Origin of the sequence: Pantoea sp. PNA 03-3, assembly GCF_003201175.1 — a bacterium.
GTDB classification, from domain to species: Bacteria; Pseudomonadota; Gammaproteobacteria; order Enterobacterales; family Enterobacteriaceae; genus Pantoea; species Pantoea stewartii.
Genome location: NZ_QICO01000007.1, coordinates 116678 through 137660 on the forward strand (window position 1 = coordinate 116678; position 20983 = coordinate 137660).

Here is a 20983-nt window from a genome sequence, read left to right on the forward strand (position 1 = left end):
TCACGAGGGAAAATGGCGAGAGATCCGGCCCATAACGGCTATTCGTAGCCGATACAGACAACCTCATTTTTGCTGGTGTCGTGAGTAGCGTAATCAGCCAACAAACAGGAAAATGCCTTTTATGCGCATCCGCATTATCCCGAAAGACCCGTTGGAGAAGAGCGAAAAAAACCCAGCGGAAATGATCCCGCCGTTACTCTTCCCCCGGCTGAAAAATTTATACAGCCGTCGGGCGGCGCGTTTGCGTGATCTGGCGGCAAAAAATCCTTTGGGTGACTATTTACGCTTTGCCGCCGTCATCGCCCAGGCGCAGGAAATCGTTCTGTACGATCATCCTCTGCAGATGAACCTTCACGCACATCTACTCAGGAGCGCTCAGGAAGATAAAGCGCCGCTGGATATTCATACTCTGTCGCGCGATCCACACTGGCATCGCCTGCTGCACTCGTTAGTTGCGGAGCTAAAGCCCGAAATGAGCGGTCAGGCGCTGGCGGTGTTAGAGAACCTGGAGAAAGCGTCAGCGACCGAGCTGGAAACGCTGGCCAGTGCCCTGTTTGCGGGTGAGTACGCGCAGGTGAGCAGTGATAAAGCCCCTTTTATCTGGGCTGCGCTGTCGATCTACTGGGCACAAATGGCGGCATTGATTCCCGGTACGGCTCAGGCGGAGATGGGCGCACAACGCCAGCACTGCCCGGTATGTCACAGCCTGCCGGTCGCCAGCATCGTACATATGGGTTCGCATGAAAGTGCGCGCTACCTGCACTGCAACCTGTGCGAAAGTGAATGGCACGTCGTGCAGAACACCTGCTCTCATTGCGACCAAAACCGCGATCTGCATTACTGGTCACTGGACAGCGAGCACGCGGCCGTCAAAGCAGAAAGCTGCGGCGACTGTGGCAGCTACATGAAAATGCTTTATCAGGAAAAAAATCCGGCCATTGAACCGGTCGCCGACGATCTCGCCTCTTTAGTGCTGGATGCACGTATGGAGCAGGAAGGTTTTGTACGCAGTGGCCTGAATCCTTTTATGTTTCCCGGTGAATAGTTTTTTGCTGATGAAACCTCGCTAAACGGGAGTAACGCAATGAAACTGATTGGCAGCTATACCAGCCCCTTTGTCCGCAAGATTTCTGTCATCATGCTGGAAAAAGGCATGATGTTCGAATTTGTTAATGCGTCGCCCTACAGCGAAGACAGCCATGTTCCGCAATATAACCCGCTGGGGAAAGTGCCCGCGCTGGTCGCGGAGGATCAGCAGGTCTGGTTCGATTCCAGCATCATTGCGGAGTACCTCGAACTGCGTGGTCAGGCACCGGCTTTATTGCCCGCTGATCCGCTGGCGTCTTTAAAGGTTCGTCAGCTTGAAAAGCTGGCCGATGGCATCAGCGATGCGGCACTGGTGATCGTACGTGAGCAAATGCGGTCAGGTAACGCCCAGTCAGAAGAAGTGCTGTTACGCCATCGCGACAAGATTCAGCGCGGGCTGGACAGCCTGGAAAAAGAAGTGAGTGAAGGAAAGTGGATCGATAATGGCGAACTGAATCTGGCCGACATTGCCACAGGCTGCATGATTGGCTACCTGAATTTCCGTCGCGTTGTCCCTAACTGGTGCGTTCAGCGGCCCGCACTGGTCAGACTGGCCGAAACACTCTTTCAACGGGAAAGTTTTGCCCGAACCACGCCGCCGGCATCCTGATCGGCGAGGCTGTCAGCGCTGATGCCGGTAGCGGTGCTGACAGCCTGTTTCCTTAGCGCATTTCAGTCTGCAATCCTTGCTTTCCCACGTAAAGGGCTGTCGACGTCTCCGTTATTCCCCTTACCCATCACCACGGAATGGCGCATTCGCGCAGTAGCCTGAACCTGTCCGTCGTGACCAGTATAAACAGGGGATGAACTCCGTGAGAATAAGCGTAGCCATCTCTTGCATTGCTGCAGCGGCTCCGATATACCTTTCGGGCAGCCCTGTTCTGAGACAACCCGCGCGCTCAGGATGAAAAGGCGGCACAAATTTTTATGTATGCTCACGCCCCGTTTCGGGCTGTGAGGCCTGACAGATCACCGCCTCAGCCAGACGATAACCGGACAAAATGACGACTATCCCATTACGCTTCAGAACGGCATTATGTTGCCTCCTGCTCGGTAATATTACGCATGCCTGGGCTGAGGGACTGAGCCTGGGTGCGCAGGGGGAAGCGAACTTTACGCCCTATCGCGCGTATAAAACTCAGTTTTCTGGCCTGCCCTATGTGGGCTATGACAATGATCATGTCTATATTGATGGCACAGAAGTGGGCGCCTATTTTATCAAAGATGTCACCACACAACTGAAAGCGCGCTGGTGGTATCTGGATAACGAATTTGATCCGGACCAGACTTCTGATTCGGCACTCCGCCAGTTACGCATCCGCCACAGCACCATGATGGGCGGCATGAGCTACCAGAAGATCACGCCCCTTGGTGCGTTTCGAACCGAATTGTCTGGCGATACGCTGAACGAAAGCCGGGGATGGCTGGGTACAGTCGCCTGGGCAGGCCAGGTCTCTCTGATGCAACTGGACGTTTATCCTCAGGCCGGTGTGGACTGGCTCAGTAAACAGCAGGCAAGCTATTACTACGGGGTAAGCGAAGAGGAATCTGCCCGCAGTGGTTTACCGACCTGGAACCATCAGGGCGTAACGCCATGGCTTGCCGTGGCGTTTGACTGGCACCCTGTAAAATCCTTCCATGTCTACCTGCAACCCAAAGTCACCTTCCTTACAGGGGCCCTCCGCGACAGCCCGATGACGGATCAACAGTATTTCTGGACGCTGTCTTCAGGCGTGACCTGGACATTCTGAAGCTGCACGCCGCGCAGTGCCGCAGTCCATTTACAGGGTTCGTTGCCGTCCGGCTTTAATAAAAGCCCCTGCGCTGCCAGGATGCCTTCGCAACCACAGGTGTTTTCAGTTTTTTATTGCGTCCGCAAAAAGATAAAGTGCCACCAGCAGGTCGGGTGGCGGCATAAAAAAAGGGACGATATCTCGTCCCTTTTATCTGTATCAGAACCGATTACTGCAGCAGCGAGATATCGGCCACCTGCAGGAACAGCTCACGCAGTTTCGACAGCAGCGTCAGTCGGTTAATTCGCACCGCCGGGTCTTCTGCATTCACCATCACTTTATCGAAGAAGTTGTCTACCGCTTCACGCAGCTGCGCCAGTTCAATTAACGCATCCTGATAACGTCCTTCTGCAAAGTAAGGCTGCAGTTTGCTGCTCAGGGCGGTCACAAACGTGGCCAGTTGGATCTCTTCATTTTCTTTCAACAGTGATGCCTGAACGCTGTCATTCAGCGGTTCTGTTGATTTTGCCAGAATATTCGAGACACGCTTGTTGGCCGCCGCCAGCGCGGCCGCTTCATCAAGCGTACGGAAATGCGAAACCGCCTTCATACGTGCATCAAAGTCCGCCGGACGGGTTGGACGACGTGCCAGCACCGCCTGCAAGGTATCGATGCTGTGGCCTTCTTCCTGATACCAGGTACGGAAACGGCCCAGCATAAAGTCGATGACGTCATCAACCACGTTCGCATTGCTCAGCTTGCTGCCATACAGACGTACGGCCTCTTCGGTGAGCGTTTGCAGATCAAGCGGCAGATTTTTTTCCACGATGATGCGCAAAACGCCCAGCGCGGCACGACGCAGAGCAAAGGGATCTTTATCGCCTTTAGGATGTTGACCGATGCCGAAAATACCGGCCAGCGTATCCATCTTATCAGCAATGGCCAGCGCACAGGCTACCGGGCTGGACGGCAAATCATCACCTGCGAAACGCGGCTGATATTGCTCGTTCAGCGCCACAGCGACATCTTCGGCTTCACCGTCATGACGCGCATAGTGCATGCCCATAACGCCCTGGGTGTCGGTAAACTCAAACACCATGTTAGTCATCAGATCGCATTTTGACAGCAGGCCTGCGCGTGTGGCGTGATTCACATCTGCGCCCGTTTGTGCCGCAATCCAGCCCGCCAGCGCCTGAATACGATCCGTTTTATCACGCAGCGAACCGAGTTCCTTCTGGAACAATACGGTTTCAAGACGCGGCAGATGATCTTCAAGACGTTTTTTACGATCGGTATTAAAGAAGAATTCAGCATCCGCCAGACGCGGGCGCACCACCTTCTCATTACCAGAAATAATCTGCTGCGGCTCGCTCGACTCAATGTTGGTGACGAAAATAAAGTTTGGCAGCAGTTTGCCTTCCGCGTCATAAACCGGGAAATACTTCTGATCGCCTTTCATGGTGTAAACCAGCGCTTCAGCCGGCACCTTAAGGAATTTTTCCTCGAAGGTGGCGGTCAATACCACCGGCCATTCCACCAGCGATGTTACCTCTTCCAGCAGGCTGTCACTCATGTCGGCTACGCCACCTAAACGCCGTGCTGCGGCTTCCGCATCGGCTTTGATCATGGCTTTGCGGACCTGATAGTCGGCAATCACCTGACCGCGCTTTTCCAGCACATCCGGATACTGATCGGCGTTCTCAAGCGTGATTTCACTTTCGCCCATGAAGCGGTGACCACGGATAACGCGATCGGACTTGATGCCAAGAATCGTGCCGGGGATCAGTTCATCGCCCAGCAGCATCGTAACGGTGTGCACCGGACGCACAAACTGCACGTCGCTGTCGCCCCAGCGCATCAGTTTCGGTACCGGCAGTTTGCTCAGCGCCGTGGCAATCATGCCCGGCAGCAATGCCTGCGCCGCTTCGCCTTTCACCTGAGCGCGATAGACCAGCCATTCGCCTTTATCGGTGCTCAGACGTTCAGCCTGATCGACCGTGATACCGTTACCCCGTGCCCAGCCTTCTGCCGCTTTGGTGGCATTGCCCGCTGCATCAAAGGCGGCGGCAACGGCAGGTCCACGCTTTTCTACTTCACGATCGGGCTGGGAGGCGCTCAAATGGGCGACTTTCAGCGCCAGGCGACGCGGTGCAGCAAACCAGCTCACTTCGCCATGGTTCAGATTCGCGGCATCCAGCTCGGCCGTCACCTGGGCAGCAAAGGCTTCTGCCAGGCTACGTAATGCTTTCGGTGGCAGCTCTTCGGTGCCGATCTCCACCAGGAAGGTTTTCTCAGTCATGGCTGCCTCTTACTTTTTGTTATTGCACATCGGGAAGCCCAGCGCTTCACGAGAAGCGTAATAGGCTTCAGCCACGGCTTTGGTCAGGGTGCGAATACGCAGAATATAACGCTGACGTTCGGTCACCGAGATCGCCTTGCGCGCGTCCAGCAGGTTAAAGCTGTGTGCGGCTTTCAGAATGCGCTCGTAAGCGGGCAAAGGCAGCGGTTTTTCCAGCGCCAGCAACTTCTGCGCTTCCTTCTCATACTGTTCGAAACAGGTGAAAAGAAAATCGACGTCGGCATATTCGAAGTTATACGTCGACTGCTCCACTTCATTCTGATGGAACACATCACCGTAGGTGGTTTTGCCTAACGGACCGTCGCTCCAGACCAGATCGTAAACGCTGTCCACGCCCTGGATATACATGGCCAGACGTTCCAGACCATAGGTGATCTCGCCGGTAACCGGTTTACACTCCAGGCCACCGACCTGCTGGAAATAGGTAAACTGCGTCACTTCCATACCGTTAAGCCAGACTTCCCAGCCCAGTCCCCAGGCACCCAGCGTCGGGTTTTCCCAGTTATCTTCAACAAAGCGAATGTCGTGTACGGTAGGATCCATACCCAGCGCTTTCAGCGACCCGAGGTACAGCTCCTGAATATTGTCCGGCGACGGCTTGATGATCACCTGGAACTGATAGTAGTGCTGCAAGCGGTTCGGGTTTTCGCCATAGCGGCCGTCGGTAGGACGACGGGATGGCTGCACATAGGCCGCAGCAATCGGCTCCGGGCCAAGTGCGCGCAGGCAGGTCATTGGGTGTGAAGTACCAGCGCCCACTTCCATGTCCAGTGGTTGAACAATGGTGCAGCCCTGGCGCGCCCAGTAATCCTGCAATGTCAGGATCAGGCCCTGAAAGGTCTTGGTATCAAACTTTTGCATGATGAGTTCGCACGCGGTTCGGCTAGATAAAAAAAGAGTGCGACAGTATACCCTTTGACCGCGTGATATGCAGCCGGAAATCCGGCGGCGCAGCCGCGAGAGTGGATTTTTGGTGTCAGATTTAGCCTGCTGGCGGCCTGTCATCGCCTGATTAACCGATACGGTTATGCGTTTTCATGCGATCCTGTGCACAGAGGGTTCTGAATCCCCGCTATTGCGCTTGTTGACGTCGACGCGACTGGCTACGCTTTGCACCGGGACGCACTGCGCCAGAGGACACCATGTCGCAAAAGATTTACTGGATTGATAATTTGCGGGCGATTGCCTGCCTGATGGTCATCGTCATTCACACCACAACGTGGTATCTGACCGGGCCGATGGCCATAAAAGGTCACTGGTGGGATATTGCTAACCTGTTCAATTCAGCGTCACGCATCTGTGTGCCGCTGTTTTTTATGATTTCAGGCTATCTGTTCTTTGGTGAACGCAGTACGCAGCCGCGCCACCTGTGGCGACTGCTGGGATGTCTGGTTTTTTACAGTGCCGTGTCACTGGTTTATATCAGCCTGCTGACGCCAATTGGCGAAGGCCGTTCAATTTTAAAAATGCTGCAGAAGCCGGTGTTCTACCATCTGTGGTTTTTCTTCGCGCTCATGGGGATTTACCTCTTGTCGCCCCTGATTCAGGTAAAAAGCGTGCGGCCGCGCTACGTGGCGCTACTGGTGCTGATTGTGGTGGTCCTCGCGAATCCCAATACCATGGACCAGTCGTGGGGGCGCTTTCACTGGTTGCCCATTAACCTTTACCTGAGCGGCGACAGTATCTATTACCTGCTCTACGCCTTATTAGGCCGGACGATCGGTACCATGGACACAGAAAGACGCGCCATCACACCGTTGGCTGCCGTGACCTTTGTGGCCTGCGTGACCGGCATTATGCTGGGTACGAAACGCGCGTTAATCGTTAATGGTGCCTTTAACGATACGTGGTATCTCTATTGCGGACCGCTGGTATTCATTGCCGCAATAAGCGCGCTGGTGGTGTTCAAAAATGCCTTTAATCAACGTACGCTGCCCGGTCTGGCCATCATTTCGCGCTACTCTCTGCCCATCTATGGCTTTCACGCCCTGTTCATCCATTTTATTCGCACCCATCACTATGACGATATGGCGCGTCCCTGGCTCGACCTGCCTGCCGTTTTTACCGTCACGCTGGTGGGCAGCTTATTGCTGGGAATGCTGCTCAGTCGGGTGGATAAACGACATTGGGTGACCTGAGTCAGCGCGTCAGGTTCCAGCCCCTGGCGCGCCACAGCGCGGGTAATGCGGCCATATCGGTGAACACGGTCACCAGCGGATGATGGAGTTCGGGATTATGAGCATCGGCACAGTAATAGAACACCGGCATGCCTGCTGCGATACCGGCACGCGCACCGGCTTCGGAGTCATCCACCAAAATACAGCGCTCGACGGGTACCTGCATTTGTTGGGCTGCGTGAAGCATCAGCTCGGGTTCGGGCTTCCAGTGGTCAATATCGTAACCGCTGTAAAGACGGTCAGCGAAATGATTCAGCATGCCGGTGAGGCCCAGCGAGTGCTGCATCTTTTTCACCGTGCCGTTTGACACCACGCATATCGGTACTGCCATTTGCCCGACCAGTGCCTTCGCACCGGCTATCGGCTTCAGTTCACGGTCAAACAAACGGGCCACTTCGCGCCGGTAGGCCGGTTCAACGTCCTCCAGCGGCAGAGCGACCCGATGCGTTTCACTGACGTCGCGGATGATGTCATACAGCTTTACCCCTTTGTACTTTTCGAACATCTCCTGCAGAGAGAGCGTAATCCCGTACTGGGCAAAGGTGGTGACATACGCGCGGGTGCACAGGACTTCACTGTCAACCAGGGTACCGTCACAATCGAAAAAGACGCATTCAACAGACATCTGACTCCTCCTTTTGTTCGGGGTACCTTAACACGTCAGCGTGGCCCTGAGGGGCCGGGATATGGCAATCGGTTGCGAAAAATCATTGTATTGCCGGGGCAAAATCGCCAGGATACGCGCCGGTGAAATTTTCTTCTGGATAAATGGCATGAATAAACAAGGCCTTTTTCAGCGCGTATTCAAACTGCAGGAGCATCGTACAACGGTTCGTACCGAAGTGATCGCAGGCATTACCACGTTTTTGACCATGGTATACATTGTTTTTGTGAACCCGCAGATTTTAGGTGTCGCAGGCATGGATACCCGGGCAGTGTTCGTAACGACCTGTTTGATTGCCGCGTTCGGCAGCATCCTGATGGGGCTGTTTGCCAATCTTCCTGTCGCCCTGGCCCCGGCGATGGGCCTCAATGCCTTTTTTGCCTTTGTGGTCGTCGGCGCGATGGGTTACTCATGGCAGGTCGGCATGGGTGCCATCTTCTGGGGCGCACTGGGTCTGCTCATCCTGACTCTGTTGCGGGTACGTTACTGGATGATCGCCAATATTCCGCTTAGCCTGCGCGTAGGCATCACCGCTGGCATTGGCCTGTTCATTGCCATGATGGGCCTGAAAAACGCCGGTATCATTGTGGCCAACCCGGATACGCTGGTCAGCGTGGGTAACCTCAGCTCACACAATGTGCTGCTGGGTGCGCTGGGCTTCTTTATTATCGCCATTCTGGCCTCACGCAACATTCACGCCGCCGTGCTCATTTCGATGATCGTCACCACGGCGTTGGGCTGGCTGCTGGGCGACGTGACGTTCACGGGCGTGGTTTCTGCGCCGCCATCTGTCACCGCGATTGTCGGTCAGGTTGATATTAAAGGCGCGTTCAACATCGGCATGGCAGGCGTCATATTCTCCTTTATGCTGGTCAATCTGTTTGACTCGTCCGGCACCTTGATTGGCGTGACCGACAAAGCCGGACTGGCTGATGAAAAAGGCACGTTCCCGCGCATGAAACAGGCGTTGTATGTCGACAGCATCAGTTCGGTAACGGGCGCGCTGGCAGGAACGTCATCGGTGACCGCCTATATTGAAAGTACCTCCGGCGTAGCCGTCGGCGGCCGTACCGGATTGATGGCCGTGGTCACAGGCCTTCTGTTCCTGCTCGTCACGTTTTTATCGCCCCTGGCGGCCATGGTACCGGCCTATGCTGCGGCAGGCGCGTTAATCTATGTTGGCGTGCTGATGACGGCCAGCCTGTCCCGCGTCAAATGGGATGACCTGACCGAAGCCGTCCCGGCATTTGTAACTGCCGCCATGATGCCCTTTAGTTTTTCGATTACAGAAGGCATCGCACTGGGCTTTATTGCGTACTGTGTGATGAAGCTGGGCACCGGTCGCTGGCGAGAAATCAGCCCCTGCGTCGTCATTGTCGCCTTGCTGTTTGTATTGAAAATCGCCTTTATCGACGCGCATTAAAACCGTACGCAAAGGGCGGGAAAGCAGTGAGCGTTACGGTAAGCACGTAACGCTCCAGTAACTCAGACGAACTGGCAGGCCTGCTCCAGGCTCAGCCGGGGTAATCGGGGCGGGAGCTTGTCGGGTAAGCCATAGCCCAGGTTAATGAGCAGGTTGGCCTGCCAGGTGGTACCGGCAAAAAAGGCCGCGTTCACTTTAAGCGGATCGAATCCTGACATCGGGCCTGCATCCAGCCCCAGCGCACGCGCAGCCATGATGAGATAGCCTGCCTGCAGGCTACTGTTACGAAATGCGGTTTCTTTAACCAGATCGGGTGTGTTGGTAAACCAGTTTCGCGCATCGGCATGTTGAAACAACATAGTCAGATGCTGATAAAACTCGCTGTCCCAGGCAATAATCACGGTGACAGGGGCGCGCAGGGTTTTCTCAAGGTTGCCGGAGGCCAGGGCCGGCTTCAGCTTTTCTTTTCCCTCCGCGGAGGTGACAAAAACAAAGCGACCGGGTGAGCAGTTGGCCGAGGTCGGTGCCAGGGCAACCATCTGATAGAGCTTCTCCAGCAGCGACTGCTGCACCGGTTCAGGCTGCCAGTGACTGTGCGTACGGGCCTGGTAAAACAACGTATTCAGCGCGGCATCATCAAGCGGTATCGTCATATAACTCTCCAGGAAAACATCCAGTATTTAACCTGTACGTTGCGTTCACGCTTTTGGATGCCTATTCGCCCGGTTTAGTGTGAATGACCTGGCACGCCGCAAAACGTGAGCAATCTTATCCCTCGTTATCATACCTTGCGTTACGGCAACCGATGCGCAACGCACGGCGGATTGCGTTTCTGGATGCACATTTCCACCGCCGTCTGCCCGCTGAGCTACTTACCAATACAGAAACTGGAGAAAATCCGGCCTAACAGATCGTCCGAGGTAAATTCACCCGTAATTTCACTTAGCGCCTGCTGCGCCAGACGCAACTCTTCTGCCAGTAATTCCCCTGCCCATGCGCCCAGCAGTTGATGTTTTCCCTGCTCCAGGTGGGTTGCGGCTAATTCCAGTGCCTGCAAATGACGACGGCGTGCCAGGAAGCCGCCTTCCATATTGTCGGCAAACCCCATGGTCTGTTTGAGGTGATCACGTAAGGTATCAATCCCTTCGCTGGTGCGGGCAGACAGTCTGATCAGGGCATGACCATTGACGTCCGTCAGGCCGAGCGTTTCACCGGTGATGTCCGCTTTATTGCGCACCACGGTGATCGGCAGTTGAGACGGCAGGCGAGCGACAAAATCGGGCCAGATTTCCGCCGGTTCGGTCGCCTGTGTGGTGGTGCCATCAACCATAAACAGCACGCGGTCCGCCTGTTCTATTTCATGCCAGGCGCGCTCGATGCCGATACGTTCCACCTCATCACTGGCTTCGCGTAAACCGGCGGTATCAATGATATGCAGTGGCATACCATCAATATGGATGTGTTCACGCAGCACATCGCGCGTGGTGCCGGCGATATCCGTGACGATAGCCGCTTCACGCCCGGCAAGTGCATTAAGCAGGCTCGATTTTCCGGCATTTGGCCGACCGGCAATGACGACTTTCATCCCTTCGCGCAGCAGGCTGCCCTGTCTGGCTTCCGCGCGCACCGCATCGAGATCGCGAATGACAGCATTAAGCTGCCCTTCGATTTTGCCGTCAGACAGGAAATCGATCTCTTCATCTGGAAAGTCAATGGCCGCTTCCACGTAGATACGCAGGTGAGTCAGGGCTTCCACAAGCTGGTTAACACGGACAGAGAATGCGCCTTGCAGGGAATTTACCGCCGAACGCGCGGCCTGTTCTGAGCTGGCGTCAATCAGATCGGCAATGGCTTCCGCCTGGGCCAGATCGAGTTTGTCGTTCAGAAACGCGCGTTCAGAAAACTCCCCAGGCTGCGCGATACGTAATCCGGGCAGGGCCACAATCCGTTTCAGCAGCAGATCCAGAATCACCGGGCCGCCGTGACCTTGCAGCTCCAGCACATCCTCGCCGGTAAAGGAGTTGGGGCCAGGAAACCATAGCGCGATGCCCTGATCCAGCACGCTGCCATCACTGTCGTTAAACGATAAGTAGTCGGCATAACGTGGTTTAGGGAGTTTACCCAGCACCTGGCGGGCAACCTCGGCGGCCTGCGGACCGGAAACACGCAAAATGCCAACGCCGCCGCGTCCGGGCGGCGTGGCCTGAGCAACAATGGTATCGCTATGGCTCATACATTTTCTCTCACTACAAAAAACAAAGGCGGTCGCTTTGACCGCCTGAGCATAACCTGTTTTATCGCGGGAGACCTCCCGCGACGGTTTTACGCTTTCTTCTTGTCGCGGCTGTGTAAGCCACGTTTTTCCAGCCCGCGATAGATCAGCTGCTGCTGGAGAATGGTCACCAGGTTACTGACGATGTAGTACAACACCAGACCTGACGGGAACCACAGGAAGAACACGGTGAAAATTACAGGCATATACGTCATGATCTTCTGCTGCATCGGATCGGTCACCGTCGTCGGTGACATCTTCTGAATGAAGAACATGGTGATGCCCATCAGGATCGGCAGAATATAGTACGGATCCTGCGCTGACAGGTCATGAATCCATAAAATAAACGGCGCATGACGCAGTTCAACCGAGCCAGACAGCATGTAGTACAAGGCCAGGAAGATAGGCATCTGAATCACCAGCGGCAGACAGCCACCCAGCGGATTCACTTTTTCAGCCTTATACAGCGCCATCATTTCCTGGCTCTGCTTCTGCTTATCATCCCCTAAACGCTCACGCATCGCCTGAATCTTCGGCTGCAGCATGCGCATTTTCGCCATCGAGGTGTACTGCGCTTTCGTCAGCGGGTACATGATGCCACGCACGATGAACGTGATGATGATGATGGAGAAGCCCCAGTTACCGATAAAGCTGTGAATGAACTTCAACAGTTTAAACAGCGGCTGAGAGATGAACCATAACCAGCCATAGTCCACAGTCAGGTCAAGATGCGGCGCAATCGCGGCCATTTTATCCTGAATTTCCGGACCTACCCACAGTGTGGCATCCAGTGTCTGCTGTGCACCCGGTGCAACGGTGACCGGCGCAGATTTATAGCCGATAGCCGCCACGCCATTTCCCAGATTGCTGGTGTAAAGCGTGTTGGTTCCCTGCGTGCGCGGCACCCAGGCGGTAGCGAAATACTGCTGCAACATCGCCACCCAGCCATTGGTGGTGGTGGTGTTGAGGTTTTCGTTATCGGCGATAGTATCGAACTTAATCTTTTCGTATTTCGATTCGCTGGTGGAGTAAGCCGTACCGCGGAAGGTATGCAGCGCAAAGTTATTGCTGCCGGTATCGCGGTGCTTAGGCAAATCGATGGTCTGTTTTAACTGACCAAACATTGACACTTCCAGCGGCTGCTGGCTGGTGTTGTTAATGTTGTAATCAACGTTAACTGCATAGTCGCCACGCTTGAACACAAACGTTTTGGTATAGACAACGCCGTTTTCAGCCGTGAACGTCATCGGAACACGCAGCTCGCTCTGACCGTCAGCCAGTTCGAAGTGATCCTGTGCCGTGGTATACAGCGGACGCGCACCGTTGTTCGGGTTGTCCGGACCATTACGGCCAGTCAGACCGCTCTGCGCCTGGTAGACAAACGATGGTGTGGTTTCAAGCAGCTCAAACGGCTTGTCAGAACCCAGCTTATCCGGGTAAGTCAGCAGCAGCGCCTGATCAACATCGCCACCGCGAGTGTTGATGGTTAATGACAGGACATCGGTCTTAACGGTGATCGTTTTACCCTGGCCACTGGCGGGAACACCGGTAGCATCACCGGCAGCGCTGTTGGTGTTTTGCGTGGTCTGGGTCTGCAATGGCTTCGGAGCGTGGTCCGTCTGCCAGGCTTGCCAGATCATGAAAGACACGAACAGAAAAGCGATGAGAAAGAGATTGCGTTGCGAATCCATCGTTAATGTTCTCTGGTATCAAAGGTTTTTGGCGGCACAGGATCGTCACCACCCGGGTTCAAAGGGTGGCATTTTAATACGCGTTTTAAAGTCAACCAACTGCCTTTTATCACGCCAAACCTGCGTAAGGCCTCAATTCCGTATTGAGAGCAGGTCGGATGAAACCGACAGTGTGGCCCCAGCAATGGACTGATACCGCGTTGATATACGCGTATCAGGACGATCAGGAACCGCGCGCCAGGCGACAGTGACGACGCCATAATTTCTCCAACGCTTCCGCCAACATACGGTTATCGAGATCGGCAACACCCTTTTTCGCGACCACCACAAAGTCCATCGACGGCAATTCATGTTGACGCAGACGAAAGCTTTCGCGGGTCAATCGCTTGATCCGGTTACGTTCGTGAGCGCGTTTCACATGTTTTTTCGCGACGGTAAGACCGATGCGGGGATACCCCAGCGCGTTAAGGCGGCCGAGAATAGTAATTTGCGGCGTGCCAGCCCGTTGTGGCTGCTGAAAGACGAAAGTGAAATGAGTGGGAGTTAACAAACGTAACTCCCTGGGAAATGCGAGCTTACCCATCAGGGTTAGCTTTATTACTTAGAAACGGTCAGACGAGCGCGGCCTTTAGCACGACGACGTGCCAGAACCTGACGACCATTTTTAGTAGCCATACGAGCACGGAAGCCGTGTGAACGGTTGCGCTTCAGTACGGACGGTTGAAAAGTGCGTTTCATGGCGATTTCTACCTAAACTTGAAAATTTTCACTGGGTGACGCGTTTTCGGGCCAACAAACAGACCGACGCCTCAATGTGTCTTTAATAAAGAGGCGGGATTGTAATAATTGTACAGTCCCGAGTCAATTTACTTCGCTTGTCGCGGCGCCAGAAAACCCGGATACAGCCCGCTGAGTCCGGGCATTGAGCTTTACGCGACAACGCCGGGGGGAGAATTATACGGGGTCTGCGTTAAAGCGCAAGGATCGCGCAGGATCTTATTGCGATCAAATTCGCCTGCCACACGTCAAAAACGAGAAGCCGTCCGAAAATTTGGATCATTCAGCACGATCCCAGGTGGTTTTTTCTGCCGCAGGCGTAGACTTTTACCCGCGTTCATGCCCTGTGGATAAAAAGGAGAAAAACTGTGTAGAAAGGGAAGATCTCTGTCGCGCTTTGCGCTATGATCCGCCCTTCCTCTGGCGATCCTCCGATGGTTGCGGGGTGGAAAACCGCTGATAGCGGTCGCAGGCGCTTTCTTTCGTCTGTGTCAAAAATGAACGTTTCTTAGATTAGTGCCTACTTTTTCTTATCGAATTTGTACGAGTGGAGTCCGCCGTGTCACTTACGCTTTGGCAACAGTGTCTTGCCCGTTTGCAGGATGAGCTTCCTGCCACCGAATTCAGCATGTGGATCCGTCCACTGCAGGCTGAATTAAACGACAATACGCTTGCCTTGTATGCTCCTAACCGCTTCGTACTCGACTGGGTTCGGGATAAATACCTAAACAGCATCAACGCATTGCTGAACGAATTCTGCGGTGCCAATGTCCCGCTGTTGCGTTTTGAGGTGGGCACGCGTCCGGTTCAACACGCCGCAGCGGTCAGCCAGCCCGCGATGGCCAGCGTCAGTGCGCCGGCGGAGCCTGTGCCAAGCCGTCCGGCACCGACACAGATTTTACGTCCGAGCTGGGACAACGTGCCTGCTCCTGCGGATGTGACCTATCGGTCCAATGTTAACAATCGCCATAACTTCGATAACTTTGTTGAAGGTAAATCTAACCAACTGGCGCGCGCGGCGGCACGCCAGGTGGCCGATAACCCTGGCGGTGCCTACAATCCGTTGTTCCTTTATGGCGGTACTGGCCTCGGCAAAACTCACCTGCTGCACGCCGTGGGTAATGGCATCATTGCACGTAAGCCAAATGCGAAAGTGGTTTACATGCATTCCGAGCGCTTTGTGCAGGATATGGTAAAAGCGCTGCAAAATAACGCGATTGAAGAGTTTAAGCGTTACTACCGCTCGGTTGATGCGCTGTTGATCGATGACATTCAGTTTTTTGCCAATAAAGAGCGTTCGCAGGAAGAATTTTTTCACACCTTCAATGCCCTGCTGGAAGGCAATCAACAGATCATTTTGACGTCGGATCGTTACCCCAAAGAGATCAACGGGGTTGAAGATCGACTGAAGTCACGGTTTGGCTGGGGCCTGACCGTGGCGATCGAACCGCCTGAACTGGAAACCCGCGTTGCGATCCTGATGAAAAAGGCGGACGAAAACGACATTCGTTTGCCGGGCGAAGTGGCCTTCTTTATTGCCAAGCGTTTACGTTCGAACGTGCGTGAGCTGGAAGGGGCACTGAACCGGGTGATTGCGAACGCTAACTTTACCGGTCGGGCGATTACGATCGATTTCGTTCGCGAAGCATTGCGGGATCTGCTGGCCCTGCAGGAAAAACTGGTCACTATTGATAATATTCAGAAGACCGTTGCGGAGTACTACAAAATTAAAGTCGCGGATTTGCTCTCTAAGCGCCGTTCGCGCTCAGTCGCGCGTCCGCGTCAAATGGCGATGGCGATGGCGAAAGAGCTGACCAACCACAGTTTGCCGGAAATTGGCGATGCTTTTGGCGGTCGCGACCATACCACGGTGCTTCATGCCTGCCGCAAGATTGAGCAGTTGCGTGAAGAAAGCCACGACATCAAAGAAGATTTCTCTAATCTCATCAGAACATTATCTTCGTGACGCTATGAAATTTATTGTTGAACGTGAACAGTTGCTAAAGCCGCTGCAGCAAGTCAGCGGCCCCCTTGGTGGTCGTCCGACGCTGCCGATCCTTGGCAACCTGCTGATGCAGGTGAATGACGGATCGCTGTTGCTGACCGGCACCGATTTGGAAATGGAAATGGTGGCGCGCGTGGCGCTTACTCAGGCGCACGAGCCTGGCGCAACCACCGTGCCGGCACGCAAATTTCTTGATATTTGTCGCGGCCTGCCGGAAGGCGCAGAGATCAACGTCACACTGGAAGGCGAACGGATGTTGGTGCGCTCTGGCCGCAGCCGTTTCTCGCTTTCGACCTTGCCCGCCAGCGACTTCCCCAACCTGGATGACTGGCAGAGCGAGGTGGAATTCACGCTGCCGCAGGCAACGCTGAAACGGCTTATTGAAGCCACGCAGTTTTCCATGGCGCATCAGGACGTGCGTTACTACCTGAATGGCATGATGTTTGAGACCGAAGGCGAAGAACTGCGTACGGTCGCCACCGATGGTCACCGTCTGGCCGTCTGTTCCATGCCCGTTGGCCAGGCGCTGCCCAGCCATTCGGTCATCGTGCCGCGTAAAGGGGTTATCGAGCTGTTGCGTCTGCTGGATGGCGGCGATACGCCGCTTCAGGTACAGATTGGCAGCAGTAATATCCGTGCACATGTGGGCGACTATATCTTCACCTCTAAGCTGGTGGATGGTCGCTTCCCGGATTATCGTCGTGTGTTGCCCAAGAATCCGGATAAGGTGCTGGAAGCCGGTTGCGATCTGCTGAAACAGGCGTTTGCCCGTGCTGCGATTCTGTCGAATGAGAAATTCCGTGGCGTTCGTCTGCATATCACCGAAAATCAGCTAAAAATTACCGCGAATAACCCTGAACAGGAAGAAGCGGAAGAGATGCTGGATGTCAGCTATAACGGCAGCGAGCTGGAAATTGGGTTCAACGTGAGTTACGTGCTGGACGTGCTGAATGCGCTGAAGTGCGAGAACGTCCGTTTGCTGCTGACGGATTCTGTGTCGAGTGTGCAGATTGAAGATGTCGTCAGCCCGGCGGCGGCCTATGTCGTCATGCCTATGCGCCTGTAGGCCATCGTACGCTGGCCTGCTCGCCATTCGGGTTTCGGACAGTATTGTCCGTGACCCGAGCGGCTTGTTTTTAAAAGGCACAATCCCTTTCATCCTGACTTTTGCCCTTCACGCTGGATTGATTCATGGCTTTAACCCGCCTGCTAATAAAAGATTTTCGCAATATTGAACAGGCTGACCTGGCGTTAGCGCCGGGATTTAATTTTCTGGTGGGCGCGAACGGTAGCGGCAAAACCAGCGTGCTTGAGGCGATCTATACGCTGGGCCACGGACGTGCGTTTCGCAGTTTGCAGGCGGGACGGGTAATTCGGCACGATCAGGCCGCCTTTGTGCTGCATGGCCGGCTGGAAGGCCAGGAGCGCGAGTTCTCCGTCGGGCTCAGTAAAAATCGCGCCGGGGAGAGCAAAGTCCGCATTGACGGCAGCGACGGACATAAAGTGGCCGAGCTGGCGCAGTTACTGCCGATGCAGTTGATCACGCCAGAGGGTTTTACCCTACTTAATGGCGGTCCTAAATATCGCAGAGCCTATGTCGACTGGGGCTGCTTTCACAATACGCCGGGTTTTTTTAATGCCTGGAGCAACCTGCGGCGCCTGCTCAAACAGCGCAATGCGGCATTGCGTCAGGTCACGCGCTACAGTCAGGTTCGTCCATGGGATCAAGAACTGGTGCCGCTGGCAGAACAGATTAGCCAGTGGCGCGCCGAGTACAGTGACGCGATTTCAGCCGAGATCGTAACCACCTGCGGGCAGTTTTTACCCGAATTTGATCTGCGTTTTTCGTTCCAGCGCGGCTGGGACAAAGAGAGCGATTATGCCGAACTGCTTGAACGCAACTTTGAACGCGATCGGGCCCTAACCTACACCGCCAGCGGCCCGCATAAAGCGGACTTTCGTATTCGTGCCGAAGGTACGCCGGTGGAAGATTTACTCTCACGCGGGCAGCTTAAACTGCTGATGTGTGCATTGCGTCTGGCGCAGGGCGAGTTCCTGACTAACCAGAGCGGACGCCGTTGTGTTTACCTCATTGATGACTTTGCCTCTGAACTGGACGACAGTCGCCGCCGCCTGCTGGCGGAACGACTGAAGGCGACTCAGGCTCAGGTCTTTGTCAGCGCCATCTCGTCCGAGCATGTAATCGACATGACTGACGAAAAGGGCAAGATGTTCCGCGTGGAACAGGGTAAAATAGCGGTTCAACCTAAAGATTAAATGAGCGAGAAACGTTGATGTCGAATTCTTATGACTCTTCAAGTATCAAAGTTCTGAAAGGGCTTGATGCGGTACGCAAACGCCCGGGCATGTACATCGGCGATACCGATGACGGAACCGGTCTGCATCACATGGTATTCGAGGTCGTGGATAACGCAATCGACGAAGCGCTCGCCGGTCACTGTAAAGATATCGTTGTCACCATCCATGCGGACAACTCGGTTTCCGTACAGGATGACGGACGCGGTATTCCAACCGGTATCCACGAAGAAGAAGGCGTGTCCGCGGCAGAAGTGATCATGACGGTGCTGCACGCTGGCGGTAAGTTCGACGATAACTCGTATAAAGTCTCGGGCGGCCTGCACGGCGTGGGCGTGTCTGTGGTTAACGCCCTGTCACAGAAGCTGGAGCTGACCATTCGTCGCGAAGGCAAAGTACACCAACAGATTTATCTGCATGGCGTGCCCGAAGCGCCGCTGGCGGTGACAGGCGATACCGACGCGACCGGTACCCGTATCCGTTTCTGGCCAAGCCATGACACGTTCACCAACGTGACCGACTTCGAATACGACATCCTGGCGAAGCGCCTGCGTGAGCTCTCTTTCCTGAACTCCGGTGTTTCCATTCGTCTGGAAGACAAACGTGACGGCAAAAACGACCATTTCCACTACGAAGGCGGGATCAAAGCGTTTGTCGAGTACCTGAACAAGAACAAAACGCCTATCCATCCGACCGTATTCTATTTCTCGACCGAAAAAGACGGCATTGGCGTGGAAGTAGCTCTGCAGTGGAACGACGGCTTCCAGGAAAACATCTACTGCTTCACTAACAACATTCCTCAGCGCGACGGCGGTACGCACCTTGCCGGTTTCCGCGCCGCGATGACGCGTACCCTGAATGCCTACATGGATAAAGAGGGATACAGCAAGAAGGCCAAAGTCAGCGCCACCGGTGATGACGCGCGTGAGGGCCTGATTGCCGTAGTGTCGGTGAAAGTGCCGGATCCAAAATTCTCTTCACAGACCAAAGACAAGCTGGTGTCTTCTGAAGTGAAATCGGCCGTTGAGCAGCAGATGAATGAACTGCTGGCGGAATATCTGCTGGAAAATCCGGGCGATGCAAAAATCGTTGTCGGCAAAATCATTGATGCCGCCCGCGCCCGTGAAGCCGCGCGCCGTGCCCGTGAAATGACACGCCGCAAAGGTGCGCTGGATCTGGCTGGCCTGCCGGGCAAGCTGGCGGACTGTCAGGAGCGCGATCCGGCTCTGTCTGAAATCTACCTGGTGGAGGGTGACTCCGCGGGCGGTTCTGCCAAGCAAGGCCGTAACCGTAAAAACCAGGCTATTCTGCCGCTGAAAGGGAAAATCCTTAACGTTGAGAAGGCGCGTTTCGATAAGATGCTGGCGTCTCAGGAAGTGGCTACGCTGATTACCGCGCTGGGCTGCGGCATTGGCCGCGACGAATATAACCCGGATAAACTGCGCTATCACAGCATCATCATCATGACCGATGCGGACGTCGACGGCTCGCACATTCGTACACTGCTGTTGACCTTTTTCTATCGTCAGATGCCAGAAATTATTGAGCGTGGTCACGTCTACATTGCTCAGCCGCCGCTGTATAAAGTGAAAAAAGGCAAGCAGGAACAGTATATTAAAGACGATGAGGCGATGGATCAGTATCAGATCGCTATCGCCCTCGACGGAACGACGCTGCACACCAATGCCAGCGCACCGGCATTAGGTGGTGAGCCGCTTGAATCTCTGGTCGCGGACTTTAACAGCACGCAGAAGATGATCAAACGTATGGAGCGCCGTTTTCCACTGGCGATGTTACGTGCGCTGGTCTATCACGACACGCTGAGCGATCTGAGTAATGAAGCGGCCGTTAACGCCTGGATTAACGGACTGGTGAGCTATCTGACTGAACGTGAAGCGCACGGCAGCACCTATGTGGCACACGTACGTGAAAATCGTGAGCTGAATCAGTTTGAGCCTGTTTTACGCGTACGGACCCATGGCGTGGACACGGATTATCCTCTGGACAGCGAGTTTATTATGGGGCCGGAATACCGCAAAATTTGCGCCCTGGGTGGCAAACTGCGCGGCCTGCTGGAAGAGGATGCTTACATCGAGCGCGGTGAGCGCCGTCAACCGGTATCCAGCTTCGAACAGGCGATTGAGTGGCTGGTGAAAGAATCCCGTCGTGGTCTGTCTGTACAGCGCTATAAAGGTCTGGGTGAGATGAACCCGGATCAGTTGTGGGAAACGACAATGGATCCAGACAGCCGTCGCATGCTGCGTGTCACCATTAAAGATGCGATCGCCGCCGACCAGCTGTTTACAACCCTGATGGGGGATGCCGTTGAACCGCGCCGCGCCTTCATCGAAGAGAATGCGTTGAAAGCCGCAAACATCGATATCTAATCGCACAAAAAGATATAAAACCCTTCCTCGTGAAGGGTTTTTTTTTGCCAGATCATCGTGGAGCGAAACGTAACACGTTATGGTTCACGCGTG

General features: G+C 54.6%; 18 protein-coding genes. 9 read left to right on the plus strand and 9 right to left on the minus strand.

The window, feature by feature from the left end:
- The first annotated feature begins 121 nt into the window (after nucleotides 1-121).
- From fdhE to C7433_RS17955, 3 genes are all read left to right on the plus strand, one after another.
- On the plus strand, nucleotides 122-1045 hold the full coding sequence (gene fdhE, locus C7433_RS17945) for a formate dehydrogenase accessory protein FdhE (protein ID WP_039339184.1): 924 nt from the start codon (nucleotides 122-124) through the stop codon (nucleotides 1043-1045).
- A 39-nt stretch (nucleotides 1046-1084) separates the two neighbouring features.
- Entirely contained in the window at nucleotides 1085-1696 is a 612-nt protein-coding gene (locus C7433_RS17950; protein WP_006121390.1) for a glutathione S-transferase, read from the plus strand.
- A gap of 391 nt (nucleotides 1697-2087) precedes the next feature.
- Nucleotides 2088-2837 carry a MipA/OmpV family protein gene (locus tag C7433_RS17955; RefSeq protein WP_233255799.1) on the plus strand — a complete coding sequence of 250 codons (750 nt, stop codon included), beginning with the start codon at nucleotides 2088-2090 and terminating at the stop codon, nucleotides 2835-2837.
- Between the two features lie 211 nt (nucleotides 2838-3048).
- Here C7433_RS17955 and glyS read toward each other — a convergent pair whose 3' ends face one another.
- Both glyS and glyQ read right to left on the minus strand, forming a co-directional pair.
- Nucleotides 3049-5118: a glycine--tRNA ligase subunit beta gene (gene glyS, locus C7433_RS17960; protein WP_110268661.1), complete on the minus strand. Its 2070-nt coding sequence runs from the start codon at nucleotides 5116-5118 to the stop codon at nucleotides 3049-3051.
- Nucleotides 5119-5127: 9 nt separating this feature from the next.
- Nucleotides 5128-6039 (minus strand): glycine--tRNA ligase subunit alpha, encoded by a 912-nt coding sequence (gene glyQ, locus C7433_RS17965; protein WP_006121387.1) that lies wholly within the window; start codon nucleotides 6037-6039, stop codon nucleotides 5128-5130.
- Nucleotides 6040-6320: 281 nt separating this feature from the next.
- Between glyQ and C7433_RS17970 the strand changes: the two genes are divergently transcribed.
- Nucleotides 6321-7316, plus strand: a complete 996-nt coding sequence (locus C7433_RS17970; RefSeq protein WP_110268662.1) for an acyltransferase — start codon at nucleotides 6321-6323, stop codon at nucleotides 7314-7316.
- 1 nt (nucleotide 7317) lies between these two features.
- Here C7433_RS17970 and yieH read toward each other — a convergent pair whose 3' ends face one another.
- Nucleotides 7318-7980, minus strand: coding sequence for a 6-phosphogluconate phosphatase (yieH, locus tag C7433_RS17975; protein ID WP_110268663.1), 663 nt, complete (start codon nucleotides 7978-7980; stop codon nucleotides 7318-7320).
- A 148-nt stretch (nucleotides 7981-8128) separates the two neighbouring features.
- Between yieH and C7433_RS17980 the strand changes: the two genes are divergently transcribed.
- A complete protein-coding gene (locus C7433_RS17980; protein WP_110268664.1) occupies nucleotides 8129-9442 on the plus strand; it encodes an NCS2 family permease in 1314 nt (437 codons plus the stop codon).
- Between the two features lie 62 nt (nucleotides 9443-9504).
- On the opposite strand, the gene C7433_RS17985 is transcribed toward C7433_RS17980, so the two are convergent.
- From C7433_RS17985 to rpmH, 6 genes are all read right to left on the minus strand, one after another.
- Nucleotides 9505-10095, minus strand: coding sequence for a malonic semialdehyde reductase (locus C7433_RS17985; protein WP_110268665.1), 591 nt, complete (start codon nucleotides 10093-10095; stop codon nucleotides 9505-9507).
- Nucleotides 10096-10310: 215 nt separating this feature from the next.
- Nucleotides 10311-11675 (minus strand): tRNA uridine-5-carboxymethylaminomethyl(34) synthesis GTPase MnmE, encoded by a 1365-nt coding sequence (mnmE, locus tag C7433_RS17990; RefSeq protein WP_006121382.1) that lies wholly within the window; start codon nucleotides 11673-11675, stop codon nucleotides 10311-10313.
- A gap of 89 nt (nucleotides 11676-11764) precedes the next feature.
- Entirely contained in the window at nucleotides 11765-13405 is a 1641-nt protein-coding gene (gene yidC / locus C7433_RS17995) for a membrane protein insertase YidC (protein WP_006121381.1), read from the minus strand.
- A gap of 2 nt (nucleotides 13406-13407) precedes the next feature.
- Nucleotides 13408-13665: a membrane protein insertion efficiency factor YidD gene (yidD, locus tag C7433_RS18000; RefSeq protein ID WP_006121380.1), complete on the minus strand. Its 258-nt coding sequence runs from the start codon at nucleotides 13663-13665 to the stop codon at nucleotides 13408-13410.
- On the minus strand, nucleotides 13629-13988 hold the full coding sequence (gene rnpA / locus C7433_RS18005; protein ID WP_013023999.1) for a ribonuclease P protein component: 360 nt from the start codon (nucleotides 13986-13988) through the stop codon (nucleotides 13629-13631). The genes yidD and rnpA overlap by 37 nt, the downstream gene beginning before the upstream one ends.
- Nucleotides 13989-14002: 14 nt before the next feature.
- Nucleotides 14003-14143, minus strand: a complete 141-nt coding sequence (gene rpmH, locus C7433_RS18010) for a 50S ribosomal protein L34 (protein ID WP_000831330.1) — start codon at nucleotides 14141-14143, stop codon at nucleotides 14003-14005.
- Nucleotides 14144-14741: 598 nt separating this feature from the next.
- On the opposite strand from rpmH, the gene dnaA reads away from it, so the two are divergent.
- The 4 genes from dnaA to gyrB all read left to right on the plus strand — a co-directional run bounded on the left by dnaA (nucleotide 14742) and on the right by gyrB (nucleotide 20890).
- A complete protein-coding gene (dnaA, locus tag C7433_RS18020; protein ID WP_006121378.1) occupies nucleotides 14742-16148 on the plus strand; it encodes a chromosomal replication initiator protein DnaA in 1407 nt (468 codons plus the stop codon).
- A gap of 4 nt (nucleotides 16149-16152) precedes the next feature.
- Entirely contained in the window at nucleotides 16153-17253 is a 1101-nt protein-coding gene (dnaN, locus tag C7433_RS18025) for a DNA polymerase III subunit beta (RefSeq protein ID WP_006121377.1), read from the plus strand.
- Between the two features lie 125 nt (nucleotides 17254-17378).
- A complete protein-coding gene (gene recF, locus C7433_RS18030) occupies nucleotides 17379-18464 on the plus strand; it encodes a DNA replication/repair protein RecF (RefSeq protein WP_006121376.1) in 1086 nt (361 codons plus the stop codon).
- A gap of 17 nt (nucleotides 18465-18481) precedes the next feature.
- The gene (gyrB, locus tag C7433_RS18035; RefSeq protein WP_006121375.1) at nucleotides 18482-20890 is read left to right on the plus strand and encodes a DNA topoisomerase (ATP-hydrolyzing) subunit B; all 2409 of its coding nucleotides are present in this window, start codon (nucleotides 18482-18484) and stop codon (nucleotides 20888-20890) included.
- Nucleotides 20891-20983: the final 93 nt, after the last annotated feature.

Excerpts from the sequence above, each read along its gene's own strand:
- fdhE (WP_039339184.1), top strand. The coding sequence starts at position 122 with ATGCGCATCCGCATTATCCCGAAAGACCCGTTGGAGAAGAGCGAAAAA.
- C7433_RS17950 (WP_006121390.1), top strand. The coding sequence starts at position 1,085 with ATGAAACTGATTGGCAGCTATACCAGCCCCTTTGTCCGCAAGATTTCT.
- C7433_RS17955 (WP_233255799.1), top strand. The coding sequence starts at position 2,088 with ATGACGACTATCCCATTACGCTTCAGAACGGCATTATGTTGCCTCCTG.
- glyS (WP_110268661.1), bottom strand. The coding sequence starts at position 5,118 with ATGACTGAGAAAACCTTCCTGGTGGAGATCGGCACCGAAGAGCTGCCA.
- glyQ (WP_006121387.1), bottom strand. The coding sequence starts at position 6,039 with ATGCAAAAGTTTGATACCAAGACCTTTCAGGGCCTGATCCTGACATTG.
- C7433_RS17970 (WP_110268662.1), top strand. The coding sequence starts at position 6,321 with ATGTCGCAAAAGATTTACTGGATTGATAATTTGCGGGCGATTGCCTGC.
- yieH (WP_110268663.1), bottom strand. The coding sequence starts at position 7,980 with ATGTCTGTTGAATGCGTCTTTTTCGATTGTGACGGTACCCTGGTTGAC.
- C7433_RS17980 (WP_110268664.1), top strand. The coding sequence starts at position 8,129 with ATGAATAAACAAGGCCTTTTTCAGCGCGTATTCAAACTGCAGGAGCAT.
- C7433_RS17985 (WP_110268665.1), bottom strand. The coding sequence starts at position 10,095 with ATGACGATACCGCTTGATGATGCCGCGCTGAATACGTTGTTTTACCAG.
- mnmE (WP_006121382.1), bottom strand. The coding sequence starts at position 11,675 with ATGAGCCATAGCGATACCATTGTTGCTCAGGCCACGCCGCCCGGACGC.
- yidC (WP_006121381.1), bottom strand. The coding sequence starts at position 13,405 with ATGGATTCGCAACGCAATCTCTTTCTCATCGCTTTTCTGTTCGTGTCT.
- yidD (WP_006121380.1), bottom strand. The coding sequence starts at position 13,665 with ATGGCGTCGTCACTGTCGCCTGGCGCGCGGTTCCTGATCGTCCTGATA.
- rnpA (WP_013023999.1), bottom strand. The coding sequence starts at position 13,988 with ATGGGTAAGCTCGCATTTCCCAGGGAGTTACGTTTGTTAACTCCCACT.
- rpmH (WP_000831330.1), bottom strand. The coding sequence starts at position 14,143 with ATGAAACGCACTTTTCAACCGTCCGTACTGAAGCGCAACCGTTCACAC.
- dnaN (WP_006121377.1), top strand. The coding sequence starts at position 16,153 with ATGAAATTTATTGTTGAACGTGAACAGTTGCTAAAGCCGCTGCAGCAA.
- recF (WP_006121376.1), top strand. The coding sequence starts at position 17,379 with ATGGCTTTAACCCGCCTGCTAATAAAAGATTTTCGCAATATTGAACAG.
- gyrB (WP_006121375.1), top strand. The coding sequence starts at position 18,482 with ATGTCGAATTCTTATGACTCTTCAAGTATCAAAGTTCTGAAAGGGCTT.